Source organism: Streptomyces sp. NPDC002032 (assembly GCF_042890765.1).
In the GTDB taxonomy this organism is placed as follows: Bacteria; Actinomycetota; Actinomycetes; order Streptomycetales; family Streptomycetaceae; genus Streptomyces.
The window spans coordinates 423,396-444,363 of sequence record NZ_JBIASM010000002.1; the positions used below are offsets into that span (position 1 = coordinate 423,396).

The following is a 20,968-nucleotide window of genomic DNA, read 5'->3' on the forward strand; positions in this document are numbered from 1 at the left end:
GGGGTGATGGGGTGTTTCCCGCCAGGATAAGCCGGGTCCCGGCGACACCTCCCGCCGTCCCGCCCGCAGCGCTAGCGTGGACGGCCTCGGTGGGACCAGCGGGGGACGGGGGGCACGGGATGCCGGACGGGCGCACGGCAGGCTCCGCGCGCGCCTACGAGCTCCTGGAGCCCCTGGTCCGGGCCGCCACGGTACGCGTCCACGCGCCCCCGGGCGGGTATGAGAACCCCGGTGACGAGGTGACCGGACCCACTTGGGGCAGCGGCTTCTTCATCGCCCCGGGCTGGGTCCTGACGTGTGCGCACGTGGTCGGTGAAGGGGGTGGCGCGGCGGTGCCTCTGTCAGGGCGCGAGGTCGGCATCAGCTTCTTCTCCGGACCGGTCCGCGGCGCCGGCTCCCCGTCGGGCGCGTACGGCCCCGGCTACGGGGGTGACGCGGGCACCGGTACGGTCACCGGGCGCGTGGAGTGCGTCCTGCCCGAGCGCCTGGACGAGCGCCGGCCCGGCCGCCGGGCCCTGTGGGACCTGCCCGACCTGGCCCTGGTCCGGGTGCTCTCGCCGATATCCCACGCCTGCGTGTGGCTGACCGACCGGGCCAGACCCCGGATGGAGGAGGCCGCGTACTTCGGCTGCACCGAGGAGCTCGGCATCCGCGAGATCACCGGCCGCACCACCCGGCTGCGGGGCACCGCCGCGAACGGCGCCGCGATCCGCCTCGGCGACGACGACGAGATCGAGGCCGGCATGTCCGGCGGCCCCGTGGTGGACCTGGCGCGCGGCGAGGTCGTCGGGGTGGTCAAGGCCCGGCGGCACGGGAGCGGCGGCGGCCTCGCCGTGTCCGTGGCCCAGTTACGGACCCTGCCGCTGGCGGCGACCGGCCAGACCGGGCTCTACCGCAGGGTCATGCAGGCCCACGACCTCTACCACTACGACCGCCACCTCAGCGACCTCGACAGCCGCCGGACCTGGACCGACGTCCACGACGAGCTCCCGGCCGGGGACGGGGACCCGTACGGCGGCGGCCGCGGCAGGCTCACCCCGGGCGAGCGCACCACCCTGTGCGGGCTGCTGGCCGAACTGCCACCGCCCGGCTCCTCCGAGGCGGTCCGCGAGCTGGCCGAACGGGCCCGCGGCGAGGAACCCGACCCCGGGCTGCCGGCCCCGCTCAGCTGGCGCGACGGACTCGGGCTGCTCCACGACCCGCCGGGCGCGGGCGGAGAGGCCGCGGCGATGCTCCGGTACGCGACCGACGTGAGCGTGGCCGACCACCGCGAACCCCCGGCGCCCGGCGCCGACGAGGAACTGTGGGACTGGGTGCGGGCCACCGCGGAACGGCTGTGGCGCCCGCTGCGCCGGGAGCTGGGCGAGCGGCACGAGCGCGGCCTCGCCGAACGGGACCGGCGCCGGCGCGCCCTCGCCGGGCGGTCGGCGCACGGACCGGCCCGGCGGGAGCGGACCCTGCCGGCCGGGCCGTCGGTGCTGCTGGAGGTGTGGGCGCACGGCTGGGAGGAGGTCTACGACTGGCGGGTCTCCGTCCTGGCGGGCCCCGCCCAGCCCGGCCGGGTCACCCCGGTCGAGGCGGGCGTGCGCACCCGGCTGGACCGGCTGCCGGAGGCGCTGCGGGCACCCCTCGCCGAGGGCTTCCGCCGCTGCGACACCCACGAGGCGGCCGCGCTCCTCGAAGTGGCGGCCGCGCCGGGCCTGTTCGGGCTCGCGGTGGATGCCTGGACGGTGTCCGGCGGGGTGCCGGTGGGGGTCCAGCGGCCGGTGGTGTTCCGGTTCGAGGGCGGGGGCGGGGGTGCCGGCTCGGGGGCGGGCGGCGTTTCGGATGTGGCGCGGGGGGATGGCGGGGCCCGCGTTCCGGGTGTGCCCGGTGGCTCCGGCGTGGGCGGGACCGGCGTGGGCGGGGCCGCCGCGCGGTGGGCGCGGGTGCAGGGCGGACCGCTCCTGGACCAGCGCGCCGACTGCTCGCGGGGCCGCCCCCGCAGCCCCTCGCCCGACTGGGCGGCGGGGCTGGCGGACAACACCCTGCCCGTGCTGTGCCGGGCGGCCGGCACCGAACCGACCCTGGGCGCGCTGCACGTCCTGCGGGACGCGGGCTACGGGGTGCTGGTGAGCCGGCGGCCCCCCGCCGACCCGGGAGCCTCCTGCGCACCGTTCCACCGCGGGCTGCGGGAGGAGCTGGCCGAGGCGGGGCGGGGAGCGCTGCTGCCGCAGCGCGTGCAAGCCCTGCGAGTACGGGCCTACGGGGCGGACCCCGACGCCTACTGGGCCGCCGGGCTGGCCCTCGTATGGGAGGACCCGGAGCGGGCACTGCCCGAGGAGGAACCGTTGCAGGGGGACCTGTGAGCCGCGTGCTGCGTGGGAGGGAACGGCCGTGAACGACGAATGGCTCATCTACCGGGGCGTGGGCGAACCCCACGACGGGATCGCGGCGCTGCCCGATCCGCCGCCGTGGCGGGACTTCGACGGCGGCCCCGTCGCCGAACCCGGCGGCGCGGCCGGTACGGCCGACGGGAACGTGGCGCGCCGGCTCGGCGCCCACCGGCAGGCCGCCGAACTGCTCCGGCCCGAACCGGAGGAACTGGAGGCCATCAACGCCGCGCTCTACCTGCGCCGGCCACTGCTGGTCACCGGCTACCCCGGCACCGGGAAGTCCACCCTGGCGCACGCCGTCGCCCACGAGCTGAAGCTCGGCCGGGTGCTGCGCTGGCCGGTGGTGTCGCGGACGGTGCTCCAGGACGGGCTGTACCGCTACGACGCGCTCGCCCGCCTCCAGGACGTGCAGATCGCCGCCGGCGGGGGCGGCGCGGGGAGCGCGGGGCCGGGCGGGGGTTCCGGTGCGGGCATCGGGAAGTACGTGCGGCTGGGGCCGCTGGGGACGGCGCTGCTGCCGACCGCGAAACCCCGGGTGCTGCTCGTCGACGAGCTCGATAAGAGCGACATCGACCTGCCGAACGACCTCCTGAACGTGCTGGAGGAGGGCGAGTTCACCCTGCCCGAGCTGGAGCGGGTCGCCGACTCCGAGCCGGAGGTGGAGGTGCTCACCGACGACGGCGGGAAGGTCACCGTCCGGGGCGGCCGGGTGCGCTGCCGGGCCTTCCCGTTCATCATCCTGACCAGCAACGGGGAACGGGACTTCCCCGCCGCGCTGCTCCGCCGGTGCATCCAGCTCAAGCTGGGGCAGCCGGGGGAGAAGCGGCTGGCCACCATGGTCCGGGCGCACCTGGGGGAGGAGGCCGCCCGGCTGGGCGCGGACCTGATCAGGGAGTTCCTCAGCCGCTCCCGCTCGGAGCTGGTGGCCGCCGACCAGCTGCTGAACGCCATCTACCTGACGCACTACGCCGCCCCGCCCACCCGGGAGGACCTGGCGGACCTGCTCATCCAGCGGCTCGACCGTCCGAGGTGAGGCCCCGTGAGCGGACCTCCTGACCCGGAGCGGCAGGCGCCGGGGCGTCATGAGCCGGAAGCCTCCGGGGCGGCAGCCCCGGGGGCGGAGGCGCCCGGGGCGGAGGCGTCCGGGGCGGAGGCGTCCGGGGCGGAGGCGTCCGGTGCGGGGGGCGCCGAGCTGGGGATCCGGGTGCTGGCCGGGCTGCTCCGGGGTGCCGGGCTGGACCCCGGCGCCGGGGAACTGGCCGACGCCCTCTGGCTGGCCGGGCACACGCGCCCGGCCGTCCCGTCACCGGCCGCCGCCGCGCCACCGGAACCCGTACGCGCCGGGCCCGGCGGGACCGAGGGGGACGCGCCGGGGGAGCCGGCGGCGGAGACCGGGCCCGCGCCCCGTCCACGGGAAGAAGCGGATCCTGAAGATCCGGTCAGGCTCTACGCGGCCGGGGCCCGGCAGGAGTCCGAGATCGATCCGGATGCTGAAATTCCAGTCGGGGGCGGGGTGCCGGTCCGGGTGCCCGGGGCGGCCGCCCTGCCCCGGATCCTCGACATCCAGCGGGCCCTGCGCGCCCTCCAGCGGCACCGGCCGCCCGGCCCGCCCGCCCGTACCGTCCTCGACGAGAGCGCCACCGCCGAGGCCAGCGCCCGCGCCCTGGGGCTGGTCATCCCGGTGCTCCGGCCGGAGAGCCGGCGCGAGGCGACCGTACGCCTGGTGATGGACGCCTCGCCCTCCATGGCGGTGTGGCAGGAGATGTTCGAGGAACTGCGGTCCGTCTGCGAGCGGCTGGGCGCCTTCCGGGACGTCCAGGCGCACTACCTGCACCGGCTCGCGGACGGCACCGCGGCCGTCGGACGCGGCCCCTCGCCCGGTGGCGCCCTGCGCTCCGGCGACCAGCTGCGCGACCCCACCGGACGGGTGCTGACCATGGTCGTCTCCGACTGCGCCGGACCCGTGTGGCGCGAGGGCGAGGCCCAACGGCTGCTCCACCGGTGGGCGCAGTGCTCGCCCTGCGTCGTCGTTCAGCCCCTCCCGCAGCGGCTGTGGAGCCGCAGCTGGCTGCCGACCGAGCGCGGAGTGCTGGAGCGCGCCGACGGCGGTGGCGGTGGCGGGGGCGCCGGCGGCGGGATGAGGCTGAGGTTCCGGTCAGAGCGACCGCCGCGGCCCGGGCAGCGCACGGGCGGGCTCACCGTGCCCGTGCTGCCGCCCCACGCGACCGCCCTCGGGGCCTGGGCCCGGCTCGTCGCCGGGCTCGGCACCGGCCCGGTACCCGCCGAAGTGGGCCGGGTCCTCGCCCGCCACCCCGCCGCCCCCGTCCCGCTGCCGCGCACCGCCCGGCCGCCGGGTGAACTGGTGCGCCGCTTCCGCTCCTCCGCCGCGCCCGGCGCCGTACAGCTCGCCGTCTACCTGGCGGCGGCGCCGCTGACGCTGCCCGTGATGCGGCTCGTCCAGCGCACGATGCTGCCCGACTCGGAGCCGTCCGACCTGGCCGAGGTGCTGCTGAGCGGGCTGCTGCGGCGCAGCGGCGAAACCCCCGGGCAGTGGTACGAGTTCGTCCCCGGGGTGCAGGACGTGCTGCTGGGGCCGCTGGGGCGGGACGAGGCCGCGCTGGTGCTCAAGCACTGCTCGGAGTACGTGCTGGCGCACTTCGGCCGGGGCGTACGGAACTTCCCCGCGCTCGCCGTCTCCCAGCTGACGGGCATCCCGGCGGCGGATCCCGAGGACGAGGCGGGCGAGGGCCGGGTGCCCGCCGGGAGGCTCCCGCAGGCCTTCGCGCACGTCTCGGCGAAGGTCGTACGCCGCTACCTGCCCGGCCCCCCGCAGGAGGACCCGGACGCCGCCGCTCCCCTCCCGGACCCGGACCCGGACCCGGAGCCGCCCGCGCCCGCCCGGAGCGGCCGGGCCGCCGGGGTACGGGCGGCGCGCGAACGCCTCGCGGACGGCGACGCCCGGGCCCTGTACGAGGCCGCGGCCCTCCTGCGGCACGCCGTGGCGGTCCCGGCCCGGCCCGGGGACCCGCCGGAGGAGGCCGAGACCGAGCTGGCCGGGGCGCTGCTGCGGCTGTGGGCGCTCCAGCGCGACCCCGAACTCCTCGACGAGGCCGAGCGGGCGGTGGCCGGGCTGGACACCCCGCCGGCCGGGGCGGCCCGGGGCCGGGTGCTGTACGAGCGGGCGCTGGCGGGCGCACCCGACGCGGAGCTGCTGGCCGCCGCCGACCGGGAGTTCGCGGTGGCGGGCGCCGCCGCCGCGGCCGGTCCGGAGCTTCGGCTGGACTGTGCGGTGCGCAGGGCGCGGACCCTGATCCGGCTGAGCGCGCTGCGCGACGACGCCGGGCCGCTGCACGAGGCCCGGGCCGCGCTGGAGGCCCTGGCCGCCCCCGGCCCGGGCCCCGACGCGCACCCGGAGCCGGACCTGGCGCTGGGCCGCGTCCTGCTGGCCCTGCTGCCCCACACCCCGGACCCGGCCGCCCGCACGGCCCTGGCCGAACGGGCCGCCGCCCACCTGACGGCGGCCCTGACCGCCCTCCTGGGCCGGGGCCCCGAGGGCCCTCCCGGGCCGGCCCCGGCCCGTGGGGGCCCGGGCGGTCCCGGGGGGAACCCCGGTGCGCCGGACGCCGACGCCGACGCCGGCGGTCGGACCGGCACCGCCCCGGCATCCGTGACCGGGTCCGGAGCCGCGCCGAGCAGCGCCCCGGGTGCGCCCGGAGCCTCCGGGGGAGCTGCCCGCAGCGGCCCGGTACGGGCCCCCGACGGGGGTGCCCCGCCCCACGATGCGGGTCCCGGGGCCGGCCGCCCCCCGGCGGGAGCGGGCGGCGGGGCTGGACCGGACGACGCATCCGGGGGTGATCGGGCGGCGGGAGCCGGACCGGCGCGGGTGCCGGAGGCCCGGGGCCCGGATGCGGGTGGCGGGGTCGGGTCCGCCGACGGATCCGGTGGCAGTCGGGCGGCTGGAGCCGCTGCCGCGCGGGTCCCGGAGGCCCCGGGCCCGGATGCGGGTGACGGGGTCGCTGCCGAGGGAGCCGGGGGTGAGCGGGCCGCAGGCGCCGGGGTCGGACTGGTGTCGGGGGCCGTGGCCGGGGACGGCGGCGGCGCTCGCGGCTCGGGAGCGGGAGCGGGCGGCGGGGCTGGACCGGACGACGGATCCGGCGGTGACCGGGCGGCGGGAGCCGGAGCCGCGCGGGGGCCGGAGGCCCTGGGGTCGGGGGCTGGTGACGGGGTCGGAGGTCAGCGGGCCGCGGGGGCCGGAGCCGCGCGGGGGCCCGGGGCCCGGGGCGCGGGAGCGGGCGGTGGGGGGACGGCGCGGCGGGTTGCGCGGGTTCGGGTGGATCTCGCCGAGGCGTTGCGCCACCTGCCCGCGCGGCTGGAGGAGGCGGCCGGGCATCTGGTGCGCGCCCTGGTCGAGGCCGCCGACGACCCCGGGCCGCGCCTCGCCGCCCTGGTCTGCCTGGCCCGCGTGCACCGGGCCCGGTACGCCCGCGACGGGGACCCGGCGGCCCTGGACGCCGCCGCCGACGCCTACGGGCGGGCCCGGCGGCTGATCCCCCGCGACGAGGAGGCCTTCGGGGAGCTGCTGCCCGAGTGGGGCGACGTACTCCTGGACCGGGCCCGGCACGCCGACGGGCGGGCCTTCGCGTCCACCGCCGTACGGGTGCTGCGCGAGAGCCGCGCGGCCGTTCCCCAGTCCGACCCCCGGGCCTCGCACCGGCTGCTGCGGCTGGCTGCCGGGCTGCGGCTGCGCCACTCCTACGAGGGGGACCTGGTGGACCTCCGCGAGGCGGAGTACCTGCTGGAGCTGGCCGCCCGGCCGGGCCACCGCCCGCTGGAGCGGGCCCTGGCCTGGCGGGAGCACGGGGACGTCCAGCAGGAGATCCACGCCCACACCCGCGCCGCGGACCGCCTCGACCGCGCGGCGGACTCCTACCGCCGGGCCTGGCGCGCCGCGCTGGAGGCCGACCCGGACGAACGGCGCTCCTCCGGCACGGCGGTCCGGCTGGCAGCCCGGGTCCAGGAGCTGCGCGGGGAGGTCCTGGAGCGGCTCGCCCGCCCCCGGGCCGCCCTCGACGCCTACCGGGCCGCCCTGGAACTGCGCGGGCGCCTCGACCCCCCGGAAGACGACCTCCCGGCCGCCATCGCGGCCGTTGCCGTGCTCCAGGAGCGGATCCGCGTCCTGGAGGAGGCGCTGTGATCCGTTTCCCCCCGCCGGGCGGAGGGAAAGGGCAGGCAGGGGAGCGGCACAGGCGCCCGGACGGCCGGGCGCGATGACGTACGAGCACGGGCGAGCATCCACGACCACGCGCGACGACGCGCGGCCACACGCGAGCCCACACGACCACACGCGACGACAGGGGAACGGGCAGCCCATGGTGAGCGGACGTCAGGAAGCGACAGCGCCGGCCCGCCCGTGTCCCGGGCGGCTCCCGGACCTCTCGGGGCTCGACCTGGCCGCACTGCGCGGCATCGACCACCCGGTCCTCGCGGAGGTCATCGCGGGCCTGGTGGAGCGGGTCACCCACCCCGCCGAGATCCTCAACGCCTTCGACTCCGGCGTCGCCTGACGCCGCCCCCACGGGAGTTGACCACTTTCCGCCGTTAGCCGGGGCCGTCCGGAGGGCAGGGATGGGCAATCCGCCGGGGGAGGGAGGCACAGGCGATGACCCCAGCGATCACGAGCGGCCCCGTACCGCCCGCGCACCGGACCCCCGACCGGCACGCCCGCCACGCCCCCTGGCCCTACGCCCTGCTCGACGTGCCCGCCCTGCGCGCCGCGGGCCACCGCGCGTGGCCGATCCGGCAGTTCGTCCTCAAGACCCACAGCCGCTGCAACCTCGCCTGCACCTACTGCTACGTCTACGAGATGGCCGACCAGAGCTGGCGCACCCGCCCCGCCGCCATGACCCCCGCCACCGCCCTGCGCGCCGCCGAGCGGATCGCCGAGCACGCCGCCGTCCACGAGCTGCCGCGCGTGGACCTCGTCCTGCACGGCGGGGAACCCCTCCTGGCCGCGCCCGCCGAACTGGCCGCGCCCGTCGAGGCGGTACGGGCGGCCCTGGCCCGCCGGGCGCCCCGCACCCGGGTCACCGCGAGCGTCCAGACCAACGGCACGCTGCTGACCCGCGGCCGGCTCGCCGCGCTGGCCGCCGCCGGGATCCGCGTCGGCGTCAGCCTCGACGGCGGCCTCGCCGCGCACAACGCCCGCCGCGTGGACCACGCCGGCCGGCCCGGCTTCGGCGCGGCCGCCCGGGGACTGCGGCTGCTCGCCCGGCACCCGGCGAGCTACGCCGGGGTGCTGTGCGTGGTGGACCTGGCGCAGGATCCGGTGGAGACGTACGAGTCCCTGCTGGCCTTCGCCCCGCCGAGCGTCGGCCTGCTGCTGCCCCTGGCCAACTGGAGCAACCCGCCGCCCGGCGGCACCGCGCACGGCACCCCGTACGCGGACTGGCTGCTGGCCGTCTTCGAACGCTGGTGGCACGACGGGGTGCGGCGCACCCGCATCCGGCTCTTCGAAGAGGTCATCGCCCTGCTGCTGGGCCTGCCCGAAGCCACCGAGACCCTGGGCCTGGCCCCGGCCACCACCGCCGTCGTGGAGACCGACGGCGCCATCGAGCAGGCCGATTCCCTGAAGTCCGCCTACGAAGGGGCCGCCGCGACCGGCATGACCCTCGACACCCACAGCTTCGACGAGCTGCTCGACCACCCCGGCTTCGCCGCCCGCCAGCTGGGCCGGGACGCCCTCGCGGCCGACTGCCGGGCCTGCGACCTGGTCGAGGTGTGCGGCGGCGGCCACTACCCGCACCGCTACCGGGCGGGGGAGGGCTTCCGGCGGCCGTCCGTGTACTGCGCCGACCTCCAGGCCGTCATCCGGCACGTCGCCGGGGCCCTGCACGCGGCCGCGACGACGGGACGGGCCGCGTCATGACCCGGCGCACCGGAGCCGCGGTCCCCGGGGCGGGGGCGCCCACCGGCCCGTGTCCCGAGCCCCGATCCGGCCCCATCCCCGCGCCCGTTCCCCAGGCCCGCTCCGCCGGTACCCCGGCCTCCGCCGGTACCCCGGCCTCCGCCGGTACCCCGGCCTCCGCCGGTACCCCGGGCTCCGCCGGCACCCCGGGCTCCGCCGGCACCCCGGCCTCCGCCGGCACCCCGACCTCCGCCGGCACCCCGACCTCCGCCGGTACCCCGGCCTCCACCGGCACCCCGGGCTCCCCGAGCCCCGTAAGGCGCCACGGACCCGGCAGCCCCCACGGACCCGCCGACCCCGACAGCCCCGCCGGCGCCGCCCGCCCCGCCCCCCTCACCGAGCTCGCCCCGTTCGCCGTCAGCTCCCGCGTGCTGCGCGAGCTCGCCTCCACCGAGCCCACGCCCGAAGGCCTCCGCCTCGTGTGCGACGTACGCCGCTCCAAGCGCCTCCTGCTGCTGCGCGCCGTGCTCGACGCCGCCTCCGGCGCCGAGAGCGCCGAGCGCTGGGCCCTGCTGGAGGAGGCCGAACACCAGGACCCCGAGGCCGTGCGCGACGTCCTGCACTACCCCGCCACCGGGGTCTGGGCCGAGGAGACCCTGCGCCGCCTGCACGCGCCCCAGGGGCCCCCGCCCGACCTCGGCTACCTCGGAGCGCTCGCCGTCGCCGCCGCGCTGCGCGCCCGGATCACCTTCAAGACCACCCTGCGCCCGGTGGGCGGGCGACTCGCCCTGCCCACCCTCGGGCTGCTGCGCCCCGACCGGCCCGGCCCGGTCGCCCTGACCGACCGCTCCTGGGACACCGGCGCCACCCTCCCCCTGCACCCCCTGCCCGGCGGCCGCACCTCCCTCGACGACCTCGACCCCTACCGCGCCCCCGCCGCCCGGCCCCCGGCGGCCGTGCGCCCGGCCCGCCGGCTCACCCCCAAGGGCCACAAGCGCTGGGACACCCAGTGGACCGGCGCGCTCACCCTGCTGGAGCGCTACGACTCCACCCGCGCGCAGGAGGTCGGCCTGCTGCTGCGCTCCGTGGTCCCCCTCGCCGGCGGCGCCCGGTCCAGCGGCGCCACCCTCCCCGCGGCCGCCGGCTCCGTCCTGGCCCGCGGACAGGCCCCGCCCGCGCTGGCCGCGACCCTGGTCCACGAGGTCCAGCACGGCAAGCTCGCCGCGCTCGCCGACATCCTCACCCTGCACACCGCCGACCGCACCCCCCGCCACTGGGCCCCCTGGCGGGCCGACCCCAGGCCCCTGGAGGGGCTCCTGCACGGGGCGTACGCCCACCTGGCCCTGGCCGGCTACTGGCAGCGCGCCGCGCTCTACGGGGCCCGCGGCGCCTGGGCCCAGCACGCCCGGATCCGCGCCCAGGTCGCCGCCGTCCTCCCCGTCCTGCGGGCCCAGCCCCAACTCACCGTCACCGGCGCCGAGTTCGTGGACGGGATGATCGTCGCCGAGCGGGCCATGGACGAACTGCCGCCCCCCGGGGACCAGCACGCCACCGCCCGCCGGGCCCTGGAGCGCGAGCGCCGCGCCTGGTGCGAGGCCCACCCCGAACTCGCCCCATTCGTACAGGTCTGAGGGGCCGTCCGCTGCGGTACCTTTCAACCCCGCCCCTCTCCGCACCGCCTCACACCCCGTCCACCGCCCGGACCCCAGGGAGACGGCCGCATGACCGGTACCGGTACGCGACTCGACCGCGACGGAGCCGCCCCGCCGCAGCGCTTCGTCATCAGCTTCGCGGGCTTCAACCGCCCCTGGGCGGCGTGGATCGCCCACCGTCTGGAAGAGCACGGCCACCGCGTCGCGCTCCAGCGCTGGGACCCCCAGACCAGCCCGGGCCTGACCGAAGCCCTGGACGACCTGCCCCGGGCCGGCGGCAAGGTCCTCCTCGTCCTCAGCGAGCGCTACTTCTCCGCGGGCACCCACACGGACGACGAGTGGAACACCGCGCTGCGCGCCGTCACCGAGGCCCACCCCGGCCGGTTCGCCGCCGTCTGCCTCACCGACGCCCCGCTGCCCAGCGCCGTCGCCGCGCTGGAGAAGACCGACCTGTGGGGCCTGGACTCCTACGAGGCCGAGTACCGCGTCCTGCGCCGCCTGGAGCTGCCCACCGACCGGATCGGCACCGAGAGCGGCCGCCGCGGCCCCCGCTTCCCCAACGACCCGCCCGAGATCTGGGGCCGCGTCCCGCGCCGCAACCCGCGCTTCACCGGACGCAACGACGTCATCGGCCGGCTGCGCGCCGCCCTCACCGACGCCCCGCCCGGCGCCTCCACCGTCACCCTGCTCGGCCTCTCCGGCGTCGGCAAGACGCAGGTCGCCACCGAGTACGCGTACCGCTTCGCCTCCGAGTACGACGTCGTCTGGTGGGTGCCCGCCGAGGACCGGCCCACCCTGCGCGAACGCCTCGCCGACCTCGCGCCCGCCCTCGGCCTGCCCCGCGGCGCCGGCAGCTACGGCGAACAGATCCGGGCCGTACTGGAGGCGCTGCGGCGCGGGTCTCCGTACCACCGGTGGCTGATCGTGTTCGACGGCTGCGACAGCCCCGACGACCTCACCGACCTGCTGCCCTCCGGCGCCGGAGACGTGATCATCACCTCCCGCAACCGCGAATGGGCCGCCCGGCACACCAGCCTCGTCGAAGTCCCCCTCTACGCCCGCCCCGAGTCCATCACCTTCATCCGCCGCCGGGCCCTGCGCCTGACCGGCGAGGAGGCCGACCAGCTCGCCGAGGCGCTGGAGGACTATCCTCTCGCCCTCGACCAGACCGCCGGCTGGCTCGCCGACTCCCCGATGCGCGTCGGCGAGTACCTCGAACTCCTGCGCCACCGGCTGGACTCCCACGAGGCCGTCACCCTCTCCGACGACTACCCGCTGCCCTTCCCGACCGCGCTGGCCATACTCCTCAACAACGTCCGGGAGAGCTTCCCCGACGCCCTCGCCCTGCTGCGGCTGTTCGTCTTCTTCGCGCCCGGCCGGGTCCCGCTGCGGCTGCTGCGCGAGTTCCCCGCCGACGACGTCCCCGAGCACCTCGCCGGGCTGATCAACGACCAGGTCCGCTGGAACGCCGCGCTCAACAAGCTCGTCCAGTTCTCCGTCGTCCGCCTGGAGTACTCCGACCTCGCCGTCGAGGAGGGCGGCGGACTGGAGACGGTGCAGCTGCACCGCATGGTCCACAACATCGTCCGCGGCAACCTCGCCGAGGACGAGGCCGACCAGCTCTCCCGCGCCGTCCGCCAGGTCCTCGCCGCCGCCGACCCCGGCCGCCCCACCGACTCCCGGCTCTGGCCCCGGTACGCCGAACTCATCCCGCACCTCGACTCGGCCGGCGTCCTGACCAGCAGCAACCCCCGCATCCAGAACTTCCTGCTGCACTGTCTGCGCTACCTGATCCTGGCCGGCGAGTACCGCACCTGTCTGCGCCTGTCCGAACAGACCGACGCGGTCTGGCGGGCCATGCTGGGCGACGACCACGACCAGGTCCGCGAGCTCAGCTACCACTACGGCGGCGCCCTGCGCATGCTCGGCCACTTCCGGCAGGCCGAGACCCTCGCGCGCTCCGTCGCCGACCGGCTCGTCGCCGAACGCGGCCACCGCGACCTGGAGACCCTGCGCGCCACCAGCACCTACGCCGGAGTCCTGCTCAGCACCGCCAAGTTCGACCGGGCCAGGGAACTGCTGGAGCACGCCTTCGCCACCTACCGCGAACTCCTCGGCGAGGACGACTCCACCACCCTCAACGCCCAGAACAACGTCGCCGTCGCCCTGCGCCTGCTCGGCCGCTACCAGGAGGCCTACGACACCGACCTCGACACCCTGCGCCGCCGCGAACGGGTGCTGCGGGTCCGGCACATCGCCACCCTCTCCTCCGGCATCGGCTGCGCGATGGGCCTGCGCCTCATGGGCCGCTACCGCGAGGCCCTCGCCCGCCAGGAGCAGGGCCTCAAGCTCAACACCCAGGTCCTGGGCCCCAACCACCCCCAGACCCTGCGCGCCGAACACAACCTCGGCATGTGCCTGCGCCGCTCCGGCGACATCCCCGGCGCCGGATCCCGGCTGCGCGGCGTCCTGGAACGCTCCACCCGGGTGTTCGGCGCCGAATTCCCCTGGACCCTGATGGTCGCCTCCGACTACGCCACCTACCTGCGCGAGTACGGGGACATCGAGGAGGCCCGCCGGATCTCCGAGGAGGTCGTGCGCGGCTACCAGACCCAGCTGGGCCTCGCCCACCCGTACAGCATCGGCACCGTCGGCAACCTCGCCCTCGTGCTGCGCGCCCAGGGCGAGCGGACCGAGGCGCTCAACCTCTCCGAACAGGCCCTGGTCGGCATGCGGGGCGCCCTCGGCGACCGCCACCCCTGGACCCTGGGCTGCGCCCTGAACGCCACCGGGCACCGCAACATCACCGGCCGGCTGGAATCGGCGGTGGACCTCAGCCGCGAGACCCTGCGCGGCGCGGAACGGGTCCTCGGCCCCGACCACCCGATGACGCTGAGCGCCCAGATCGCCCTGGCCGCGGACCTCCGCGCGGTACGGGAGGACGCGGAGGCCTCCAAGCACGAGGAAGCCGGCCTGAAGTCCCTGACCCGCACCCTGGGCCCCCAGCACGTCCACACCGTCTCGGCCCGCCAGCAGACCCGCCCCTACTGGGACTTCGAACCCCAGCCGTAGGCCCCCGCCCGTACGCGACAGCCGGAAGGCCCGGCCCCACGAGGGGGCCGGGCCTTCCGGCTGTCCGGCTCGGCGCGGTGACCGCGCCCACGCCTTCGACTGCGTCCAGGCCTACGTCCAGGCCTACGCCTAGGCCTACGCCTCGAAGACCTCGTTCAGCAGGAGCTGCTGCTCCGCCTGGTGGCGCTTCGCGGAGCCCACCGCCGGCGACGAGCCGTGCGGACGCGACACGCGGCGCAGGCGCTCGCCGGCCGGGATGTCGGCGCCGACGGCCAGGTCGAGGTGGTCGATCAGGTTCAGCGCGATGAACGGCCACGCACCCTGGTTCGCCGGCTCCTCCTGGGCCCAGATGTACTTCGCCGCGTTCGGGAACTTGGCGATCTCCGCCTGGAGCTCCGCACCCGGCAGCGGGTACAGGCGCTCGATGCGGATGATCGCGGTGTCCGTGATGCCGCGCTTCTCCCGCTCGGCCTCCAGGTCGTAGTAGACCTTGCCCGCGCAGAAGACGACCTTGCGGACCGCGTTCGGGTCCACCGTCGCGTCACCGATGACCGGACGGAACGAACCGTTCGTGAACTCCTCCGCCTTCGACGCCGCGGCCTTCAGACGCAGCATCGACTTCGGGGTGAAGACGATGAGCGGCTTGTGGTGCGGGTTGTGGACCTGCCAGCGCAGCAGGTGGAAGTAGTTCGACGGCAGGGTCGGCATCGCGACCGTCATGTTGTTCTGCGCGCAGAGCTGGAGGAAACGCTCCGGGCGGGCCGAGGAGTGGTCCGGGCCCTGGCCCTCGTAGCCGTGCGGCAGCAGGAGGGTGACGCCGGAGGTCTGGCCCCACTTCTGCTCCGCGGAGGAGATGAACTCGTCGACGACGGTCTGCGCGCCGTTGACGAAGTCACCGAACTGCGCCTCCCACAGCACCAGCGCCTCGGGCCGGGCCAGCGAGTAGCCGTACTCGAAGCCCATCGCCGCGTACTCGGAGAGCAGCGAGTCGTAGACGTTGTAGCGGGCCTGGTCGTCCGACAGGTACAGCAGCGGGGTGTAGTCCTCGCCCGTCTCGCGGTCGATGAGGACCGCGTGGCGCTGGCCGAAGGTGCCGCGGCGGGAGTCCTGGCCGGACAGCCGGACCGGGGTGCCCTCCATCAGCAGCGAACCGAAGGCCAGGGTCTCGCCCATGCCCCAGTCGATCGTGCCCTCGTCGATCATCGCCGCGCGGCGCTGCAGCTGCGGCAGCAGACGCGGGTGGACGGTGACCCCGTCGGGGATGTTGACCTGGGACTCGGCGATCCGCTTGACGACGTCCTGGGAGACCGCGGTGTTCACGCTGACCGGGAAGTCGGCCTGCGAGACCGGGGCCGGCGGGGCGACCGCGGGCTGCGTGGCGGCCTCGCGGACCTCCGCGAAGACCTTCTCCAGCTGGCCCTGGAAGTCCTGGAGCGCCTGCTCCGCCTCTTCCAGGGTGATGTCGCCGCGACCGATGAGGGACTCGGTGTACAGCTTGCGCACCGAGCGCTTCTTGTCGATCAGGTCGTACATCAGCGGCTGCGTGAACGCCGGGTTGTCGGACTCGTTGTGGCCGCGGCGGCGGTAGCAGATGAGGTCGATGACCACGTCCTTGTTGAACGCCTGGCGGAACTCGAAGGCGAGCCGCGCGATGCGGACCACGGCCTCCGGGTCGTCACCGTTCACGTGGAAGATCGGCGCCTCGATCATGCGGGCCACGTCGGTCGCGTACATCGAGGAACGCGAGGACTCCGGGGCGGCGGTGAAGCCGACCTGGTTGTTGATGACCACGTGCACGGTGCCGCCGGTGCGGTAGCCGCGCAGCTGCGACATGTTCAGCGTCTCGGCGACCACACCCTGGCCCGCGAAGGCCGCGTCGCCGTGCAGGGCGATGGGCAGGACCGTGAAGTCCGTGCCGCCCTTGTTGATGATGTCCTGCTTGGCGCGGACCACGCCCTCCAGGACCGGGTCCACCGCCTCCAGGTGCGAGGGGTTCGCGACGAGCGAGACCTTGATCTGCTCCCCGTCCAGGCCCGTGAAGGTGCCGTTGGCGCCCAGGTGGTACTTGACGTCGCCGGAGCCGTGCATGGACTTCGGGTCGAGGTTGCCCTCGAACTCGCGGAAGATCTGCGCGTACGACTTGCCGACGATGTTCGCGAGGACGTTCAGCCGGCCGCGGTGGGCCATGCCGATCGCGACCTCTTCGAGGCGGGCCTCGGCGGCCGAGTCGATGACGGCGTCGAGCAGCGGGATGACGGACTCGCCGCCCTCCAGGGAGAAGCGCTTCTGGCCGACGTACTTCGTCTGCAGGAACGTCTCGAAGGCCTCCGCCGCGTTCAGGCGGCGCAGGATGCGCAGCTGCTCCTCGCGCTCCGGCTTGGTGTGCGGGCGCTCGATGCGGTCCTGGATCCAGCGGCGCTGCTTCGGGTCCTGGATGTGCATGAACTCGACGCCGGTGGTGCGGCAGTACGAGTCGCGCAGCACGCCGAGGATGTCGCGGAGCTTCATCATCGACTTGCCGGAGAACCCGCCGACCGCGAACTCGCGCTCCAGGTCCCACAGGGTCAGCCCGTGCTCGGTGATGTCGAGGTCGGGGTGCTTGCGCTGCTTGTACTCCAGCGGGTCGGTGTCGGCCATGACGTGGCCGCGGACCCGGTAGGAGTGGATCAGCTCGAAGACGCGGGCGGCCTTCGTGACGTCGTCGTCGTGCGAGGCGTCGATGTCCCGGAGCCAGCGGACCGGCTCGTACGGGATGCGCAGCGCCTCGAAGACGTCGTCGTAGAAGCCGTTCTCGCCCAGCAGCAGGTTCGCGACGATGCGCAGGAACTCGCCGGAGGCCGCGCCCTGGATGACCCGGTGGTCGTAGGTCGAGGTCAGGGTCATGACCTTGGAGATGCCCAGCTTGTTCAGGGTGTCCTGCGAGGTGCCCTGGAACTCGGCGGGGTAGTCCATGGAGCCGACGCCCATGATGACCGACTGTCCGGGCATCAGGCGGGGCACGGAGTGCACGGTGCCCAGGCCGCCGGGGTTGGTCAGCGAGACGGTGACGCCGGTGAAGTCGTCCATCGTCAGCTTGCCGACGCGGGCCCGGCGGACGATGTCCTCGTAGGCCTGCCAGAACTCGAAGAAGTTGAGGGTCTCGGCCTTCTTGATGCCGGCGACGACGAGCTGGCGGTCGCCGTTCGGCTTCACCAGGTCGATCGCGAGGCCGAAGTTCACGTGCTCCGGCTTGACCAGGGTCGGCTTGCCGTCCTTCTCCGCGAAGGAGTAGTTCATGGCCGGCATGGCCTTGATCGCCTGCACCATCGCGTAGCCGATGAGGTGCGTGAAGGAGATCTTCCCGCCCCGGGCGCGCTTGAGGTGGTTGTTGATGACGATGCGGTTGTCGAACAGCAGCTTCACCGGGACGGCGCGCACGGACGTGGCCGTCGGCACCTCCAGCGAGGCGTTCATGTTCTTGGCCACGGCAGCAGCGGGGCCGCGGAGCGTCACCAGTTCGGGGCCGGAGGGGGCCTCGGTGGCGGGCGCGGCCTTTTGTGCTGCGGGAGCGGCGGCCGGAGTCTGAGGGGCAGGAGCGGCCGGTGCGGCGGCCGGGGCCTGGGGGGTGACAGTCACAGCAGGGGCACCAGAGGGGGTGGCAGGAGCAGGGGCAGGAGCTGACACAGGCGGAGAGGCCGGGGCGGCCGGAGCCGCTCCCGCGAGGCCGTTGCCGGCCGCGGGAGGCACGGCGCGCGCCGCCCCCGTGGCGGCGGCGACGGTGGCCTGAGGGGCTGGGGCGGAGGTGGCGGCCTGTGCGGAGGCGCCCTCCGTCGTCGTGGACTTCCCGGGACTGTCCGACTTCACCGGAGCGACAGCGCCACCCGGCTTGTAGTCGGCGAAGAAGTCCCACCAGGCCCGGTCGACCGAATTCGGGTCCTGGAGGTACTGCTGATAGATCTCGTCGACGAGCCACTCATTCGCGCCGAAGCCTGAGGCAGGGGTCTTCCCGCCCTCTGCTGCGTCGGTCGTGGTGCTCGGGTTACTGGGGGACTGTGGCGACACGGCGGCAACCGCCCTCTTCCGCTTCACAAGGTATGGACAGCGGGAATAAAGGCTACGCCTCCCCCGCGGTGTGATGCAGGCCGGGCGGGACTTCCGTCGCGCAGGTCACACCGAACGGCGGGTTTCACCACGTGGAATGGCGGGAAACAAGCGTGGTTCGGGTAGGGGGCATCCAGGTTGCGACCCCCGCGGCTTCGCACCCCTGACGACCCCGGGCACATGTGGCCGAGATCATGTCCTTCCCTTCAGAACCCTACGTCAAGACGATGCCGGTGAGCTGCCCGGAAGTGTGACGAGGATTCTGCAACCCCGTGACGATTCGGCCACGCCGATATGGCCCCCGTGCAGGCCGACGGCCCAGCGGGCGATGGCCAGACCCAGACCGGTGCCCCCGTCCCCGCCCCGCGCCGCGCCCCGGTTGAAGCGCTCGAAGACCCGGTGGCGCTCGGCCTCCGGGATTCCGGGTCCCTCGTCGACGACCTCCAGGGCCAGGCTCCCGGCCGCCTGGCCCGCCCGCGCCCGGACCGTCACCCGGCCGTGCGGCGGGCTGTGCTTGACCGCGTTGTCGATCAGGTTCGCGACCACCTGGTGCAGCCGCTCCGCGTCCGCGTACGCCGTCAGCTCGGTCGGGAAGACGTCCAGGTGAAGGTGCACGTCGTTGCGGGTGTGCCCGCCCGAGCCCGACGCCAGGCCGGGCCGCCCGGCGGCCGCCAGCCCCGACTCCTTCAGCACCCCCGACAGATACGGCCACACCTCGAAGCGGCGGGCCCTCAGCGGCACCACCCCGTTGTCCACCCTGGAGAGGTCCAGCAGGGTCTCCACCAGCCGGCCGAGCCGTTCCGTTTGCTTCAGCGCCGTGCGCATCGTCTCCGGATCGGCCTCCGAGACCCCGTCCACGACGTTCTCCAGCACCGCCCGCAACGCCGCGATCGGCGTGCGGAGCTCGTGCGAGACGTTCGCGACCAGTTCTTTACGGTGCCTGTCCACGGCCTCCAGATCGTCGGCCATCAGGTTGATCGTCGCGGCCAGATCGCCCAGCTCGTCACGGCGGCCCGCCCCGCGCACCCGGCGCGTGTAGTCCCCGTGGGATATCGCCCGGGCCACCGTCGTCATGTCGTCCAGCGGCGCCGTCAGGCTGTGCGCGACGAACTGGGTGATCAGCATCGAGGCGATCACCGAGAACACCGTGATGAACCGCAGCTCCGTCGCCGTGCGCAGGGCCACCATCAGCAGGCCCGTGGTGATGAACACCGACACCACGACGAGCGTGCCCAGCTTCGTCTTGATGGAGAACGGCGAATAGGGCCGCAGCCCCGGCCCGGGGGCGCGGCCGCTCACGGCTGCGCCGGCGTCTCCAGGGCGTACCCGACGCCGTGGACCGTACGGATCCGCTCCGCGCCGATCTTCCGGCGCAGCGCCTTGATGTGGCTGTCGACCGTACGGGTGCCCGAGGCGTCCGCCCAGTCCCACACCTCCGCGAGGAGCTGCTCGCGCGAGAGCACCGCGCGCGGCGTCCCCGCCAGGCACACCAGCAGGTCGAACTCCGTCGGCGTCAGGTGCACGTCCTCCGCCTGCACCCGCACCCGGCGCTGCGCGTGGTCGATCTCCAGGTCGCCCAGGCGCAGCGTCGCCCCGCGCGGGGTGTGCGCGGCCAGCGTGGCCCGCTCCACCCGGCGCAGCAGTACGTGGACCCGCGCGGCCAGCTCGCGCATGGAGAACGGCTTCGTCATGTAGTCGTCGGCCCCGACCCCGAGGCCGACCAGCATGTCCGTCTCGTCGTCGCGGGCGGTGAGCATCAGCACCGGGACGGGCCGCTGCGCCTGCACTCGGCGGCACACCTCCAGCCCGTCGAAGCCGGGCAGCATGACGTCCAGCACCAGCAGCTCGGGCAGCCAGCTCTCGGCCGCCGCCACGGCGGCCGGGCCGTCGTACGCCGTCTGTACCTGGAAGCCCTCGGCCCGCAGCCGGGCCGAGATGGCGTCGGCGATGGTGCGGTCGTCCTCGACCACGAGCACGCGCCGCTGGGCGCCGGGGGTGGCCGCGGCGCCGCTGTGGGTGGTGTGTGTCTGTTCCATGTCCCGCCCCTGAAGATCCCGCGTGTCGCGTGTTGGGGTGCAGCGTAGAGGAGGCACCGGCCTGCGGCTATGTGCGGTTCGGACAGTGACCGCCGGGTGACGCCCGGCCCCCGGGAGGCCCGCCGGACGGTGCGCGGCCCCGGGCGGCCCCGCGCCCCGGCACCCCCGTACGGAGTACCCGCGGACGCGGCGGCGACACCGGGCGGCGGCCCTAGGACCCCGGGTCGAAGCCCGGGAGGGCGGCCAGCACCTTCGCCAGACCCGGTGCGAGGGCGTTCTGGTCGGCGGAGACCTCGACGCCGCCGTGGGCGAAGGAGTAGGTGAAACCGTCCCTGACCGGCGGGTCCGCCGTCGCGGAGCGGGGCAGCCGGGGCAGGTCCGCCTCCCGCAGGGCCGCCCGCAGCGCCTCCAGCCGGGCCGGGTCCAGCGTGCCCGCTCCCTCGGGCCGGCCGGCGGCGCCGAGCCGGGTCCAGGAGCCGTCCTGGGCGATGCGGAGGGTGTGGGTCCGGCCCGCGTAGCCGCCGGTGCGCGAGACCCGCAGCAGGGTCGCGGACGCCGAGGGGGGAGCGGTGGTGGAGGGGCTCGCGGAAGGGCTCGCGGGCGGGGTGCGCGCCGGGGGGTCCGCGGATGCGGAGGAGGAGACGGACGCCGATGCGGACGCCGATGCGGACGCCGGCGGGGAGGAGGCCGGCCGGTCGCCGGAGTCGCCGGGCCCGCAGCCGGCCGCGGCCGCCGCGCCCACCAGTACCGCCGCCACCGCGGCACACACTCGGGACGTTCGCACACCCACCTCCGCGGGGACTCGGCCGAACCCCGAGTATGGAGTCCCCGCCCCGCCACGGAAAGCAC

At 75.5% G+C, this 20,968-nt stretch carries 11 protein-coding genes; 7 read left to right on the forward strand and 4 right to left on the reverse strand.

Annotated elements, in window-relative coordinates; translation table 11 throughout:
- Positions 1 to 119: 119 nt before the first annotated feature.
- The 7 genes from ACFYYT_RS06120 to fxsT all read left to right on the forward strand — a co-directional run bounded on the left by ACFYYT_RS06120 (position 120) and on the right by fxsT (position 14,003).
- On the forward strand, positions 120 to 2,348 hold the full coding sequence (locus ACFYYT_RS06120) for a trypsin-like peptidase domain-containing protein (protein WP_351819510.1): 2,229 nt from the start codon (positions 120 to 122) through the stop codon (positions 2,346 to 2,348).
- Positions 2,349 to 2,376: 28 nt separating this feature from the next.
- On the forward strand, positions 2,377 to 3,408 hold the full coding sequence (locus ACFYYT_RS06125) for a MoxR family ATPase (RefSeq protein ID WP_351819507.1): 1,032 nt from the start codon (positions 2,377 to 2,379) through the stop codon (positions 3,406 to 3,408).
- 6 nt (positions 3,409 to 3,414) lie between these two features.
- Positions 3,415 to 7,569 (forward strand): SAV_2336 N-terminal domain-related protein, encoded by a 4,155-nt coding sequence (locus ACFYYT_RS06130; RefSeq protein ID WP_351819504.1) that lies wholly within the window; start codon positions 3,415 to 3,417, stop codon positions 7,567 to 7,569.
- 175 nt (positions 7,570 to 7,744) lie between these two features.
- A complete protein-coding gene (gene fxsA, locus ACFYYT_RS06135; protein ID WP_351819501.1) occupies positions 7,745 to 7,939 on the forward strand; it encodes an FxSxx-COOH cyclophane-containing RiPP peptide in 195 nt (64 codons plus the stop codon).
- Between the two features lie 95 nt (positions 7,940 to 8,034).
- Positions 8,035 to 9,300 (forward strand): FxsB family cyclophane-forming radical SAM/SPASM peptide maturase, encoded by a 1,266-nt coding sequence (locus ACFYYT_RS06140; protein WP_351819498.1) that lies wholly within the window; start codon positions 8,035 to 8,037, stop codon positions 9,298 to 9,300.
- On the forward strand, positions 9,297 to 10,910 hold the full coding sequence (locus tag ACFYYT_RS06145) for an aKG-HExxH-type peptide beta-hydroxylase (RefSeq protein WP_351819495.1): 1,614 nt from the start codon (positions 9,297 to 9,299) through the stop codon (positions 10,908 to 10,910). The genes ACFYYT_RS06140 and ACFYYT_RS06145 overlap by 4 nt, the downstream gene beginning before the upstream one ends.
- A gap of 90 nt (positions 10,911 to 11,000) precedes the next feature.
- The gene (gene fxsT, locus ACFYYT_RS06150; RefSeq protein WP_351819492.1) at positions 11,001 to 14,003 is read left to right on the forward strand and encodes an FxSxx-COOH system tetratricopeptide repeat protein; all 3,003 of its coding nucleotides are present in this window, start codon (positions 11,001 to 11,003) and stop codon (positions 14,001 to 14,003) included.
- Between the two features lie 135 nt (positions 14,004 to 14,138).
- On the opposite strand, the gene ACFYYT_RS06155 is transcribed toward fxsT, so the two are convergent.
- The 4 genes from ACFYYT_RS06155 to ACFYYT_RS06170 all read right to left on the reverse strand — a co-directional run bounded on the left by ACFYYT_RS06155 (position 14,139) and on the right by ACFYYT_RS06170 (position 20,903).
- The gene (locus ACFYYT_RS06155) at positions 14,139 to 18,044 is read right to left on the reverse strand and encodes a multifunctional oxoglutarate decarboxylase/oxoglutarate dehydrogenase thiamine pyrophosphate-binding subunit/dihydrolipoyllysine-residue succinyltransferase subunit (RefSeq protein WP_351819489.1); all 3,906 of its coding nucleotides are present in this window, start codon (positions 18,042 to 18,044) and stop codon (positions 14,139 to 14,141) included.
- 258 nt (positions 18,045 to 18,302) lie between these two features.
- Positions 18,303 to 19,382: a HAMP domain-containing sensor histidine kinase gene (locus ACFYYT_RS06160; protein ID WP_351819486.1), complete on the reverse strand. Its 1,080-nt coding sequence runs from the start codon at positions 19,380 to 19,382 to the stop codon at positions 18,303 to 18,305.
- A complete protein-coding gene (locus tag ACFYYT_RS06165) occupies positions 19,379 to 20,119 on the reverse strand; it encodes a response regulator transcription factor (protein WP_351819483.1) in 741 nt (246 codons plus the stop codon). Before ACFYYT_RS06165 ends, ACFYYT_RS06160 begins: the two co-directional genes overlap by 4 nt.
- A 211-nt stretch (positions 20,120 to 20,330) precedes the next feature.
- A complete protein-coding gene (locus tag ACFYYT_RS06170) occupies positions 20,331 to 20,903 on the reverse strand; it encodes a hypothetical protein (protein ID WP_351819480.1) in 573 nt (190 codons plus the stop codon).
- Positions 20,904 to 20,968: the final 65 nt, after the last annotated feature.

What these genes read in the sequence shown, in the direction of transcription:
- ACFYYT_RS06120 (WP_351819510.1), top strand. Translation starts at nt 120, where the DNA reads ATGCCGGACGGGCGCACGGCAGGCTCCGCGCGCGCCTACGAGCTCCTG.
- fxsA (WP_351819501.1), top strand. Translation starts at nt 7,745, where the DNA reads ATGGTGAGCGGACGTCAGGAAGCGACAGCGCCGGCCCGCCCGTGTCCC.
- ACFYYT_RS06140 (WP_351819498.1), top strand. Translation starts at nt 8,035, where the DNA reads ATGACCCCAGCGATCACGAGCGGCCCCGTACCGCCCGCGCACCGGACC.
- ACFYYT_RS06145 (WP_351819495.1), top strand. Translation starts at nt 9,297, where the DNA reads ATGACCCGGCGCACCGGAGCCGCGGTCCCCGGGGCGGGGGCGCCCACC.
- fxsT (WP_351819492.1), top strand. Translation starts at nt 11,001, where the DNA reads ATGACCGGTACCGGTACGCGACTCGACCGCGACGGAGCCGCCCCGCCG.
- ACFYYT_RS06165 (WP_351819483.1), bottom strand. Translation starts at nt 20,119, where the DNA reads ATGGAACAGACACACACCACCCACAGCGGCGCCGCGGCCACCCCCGGC.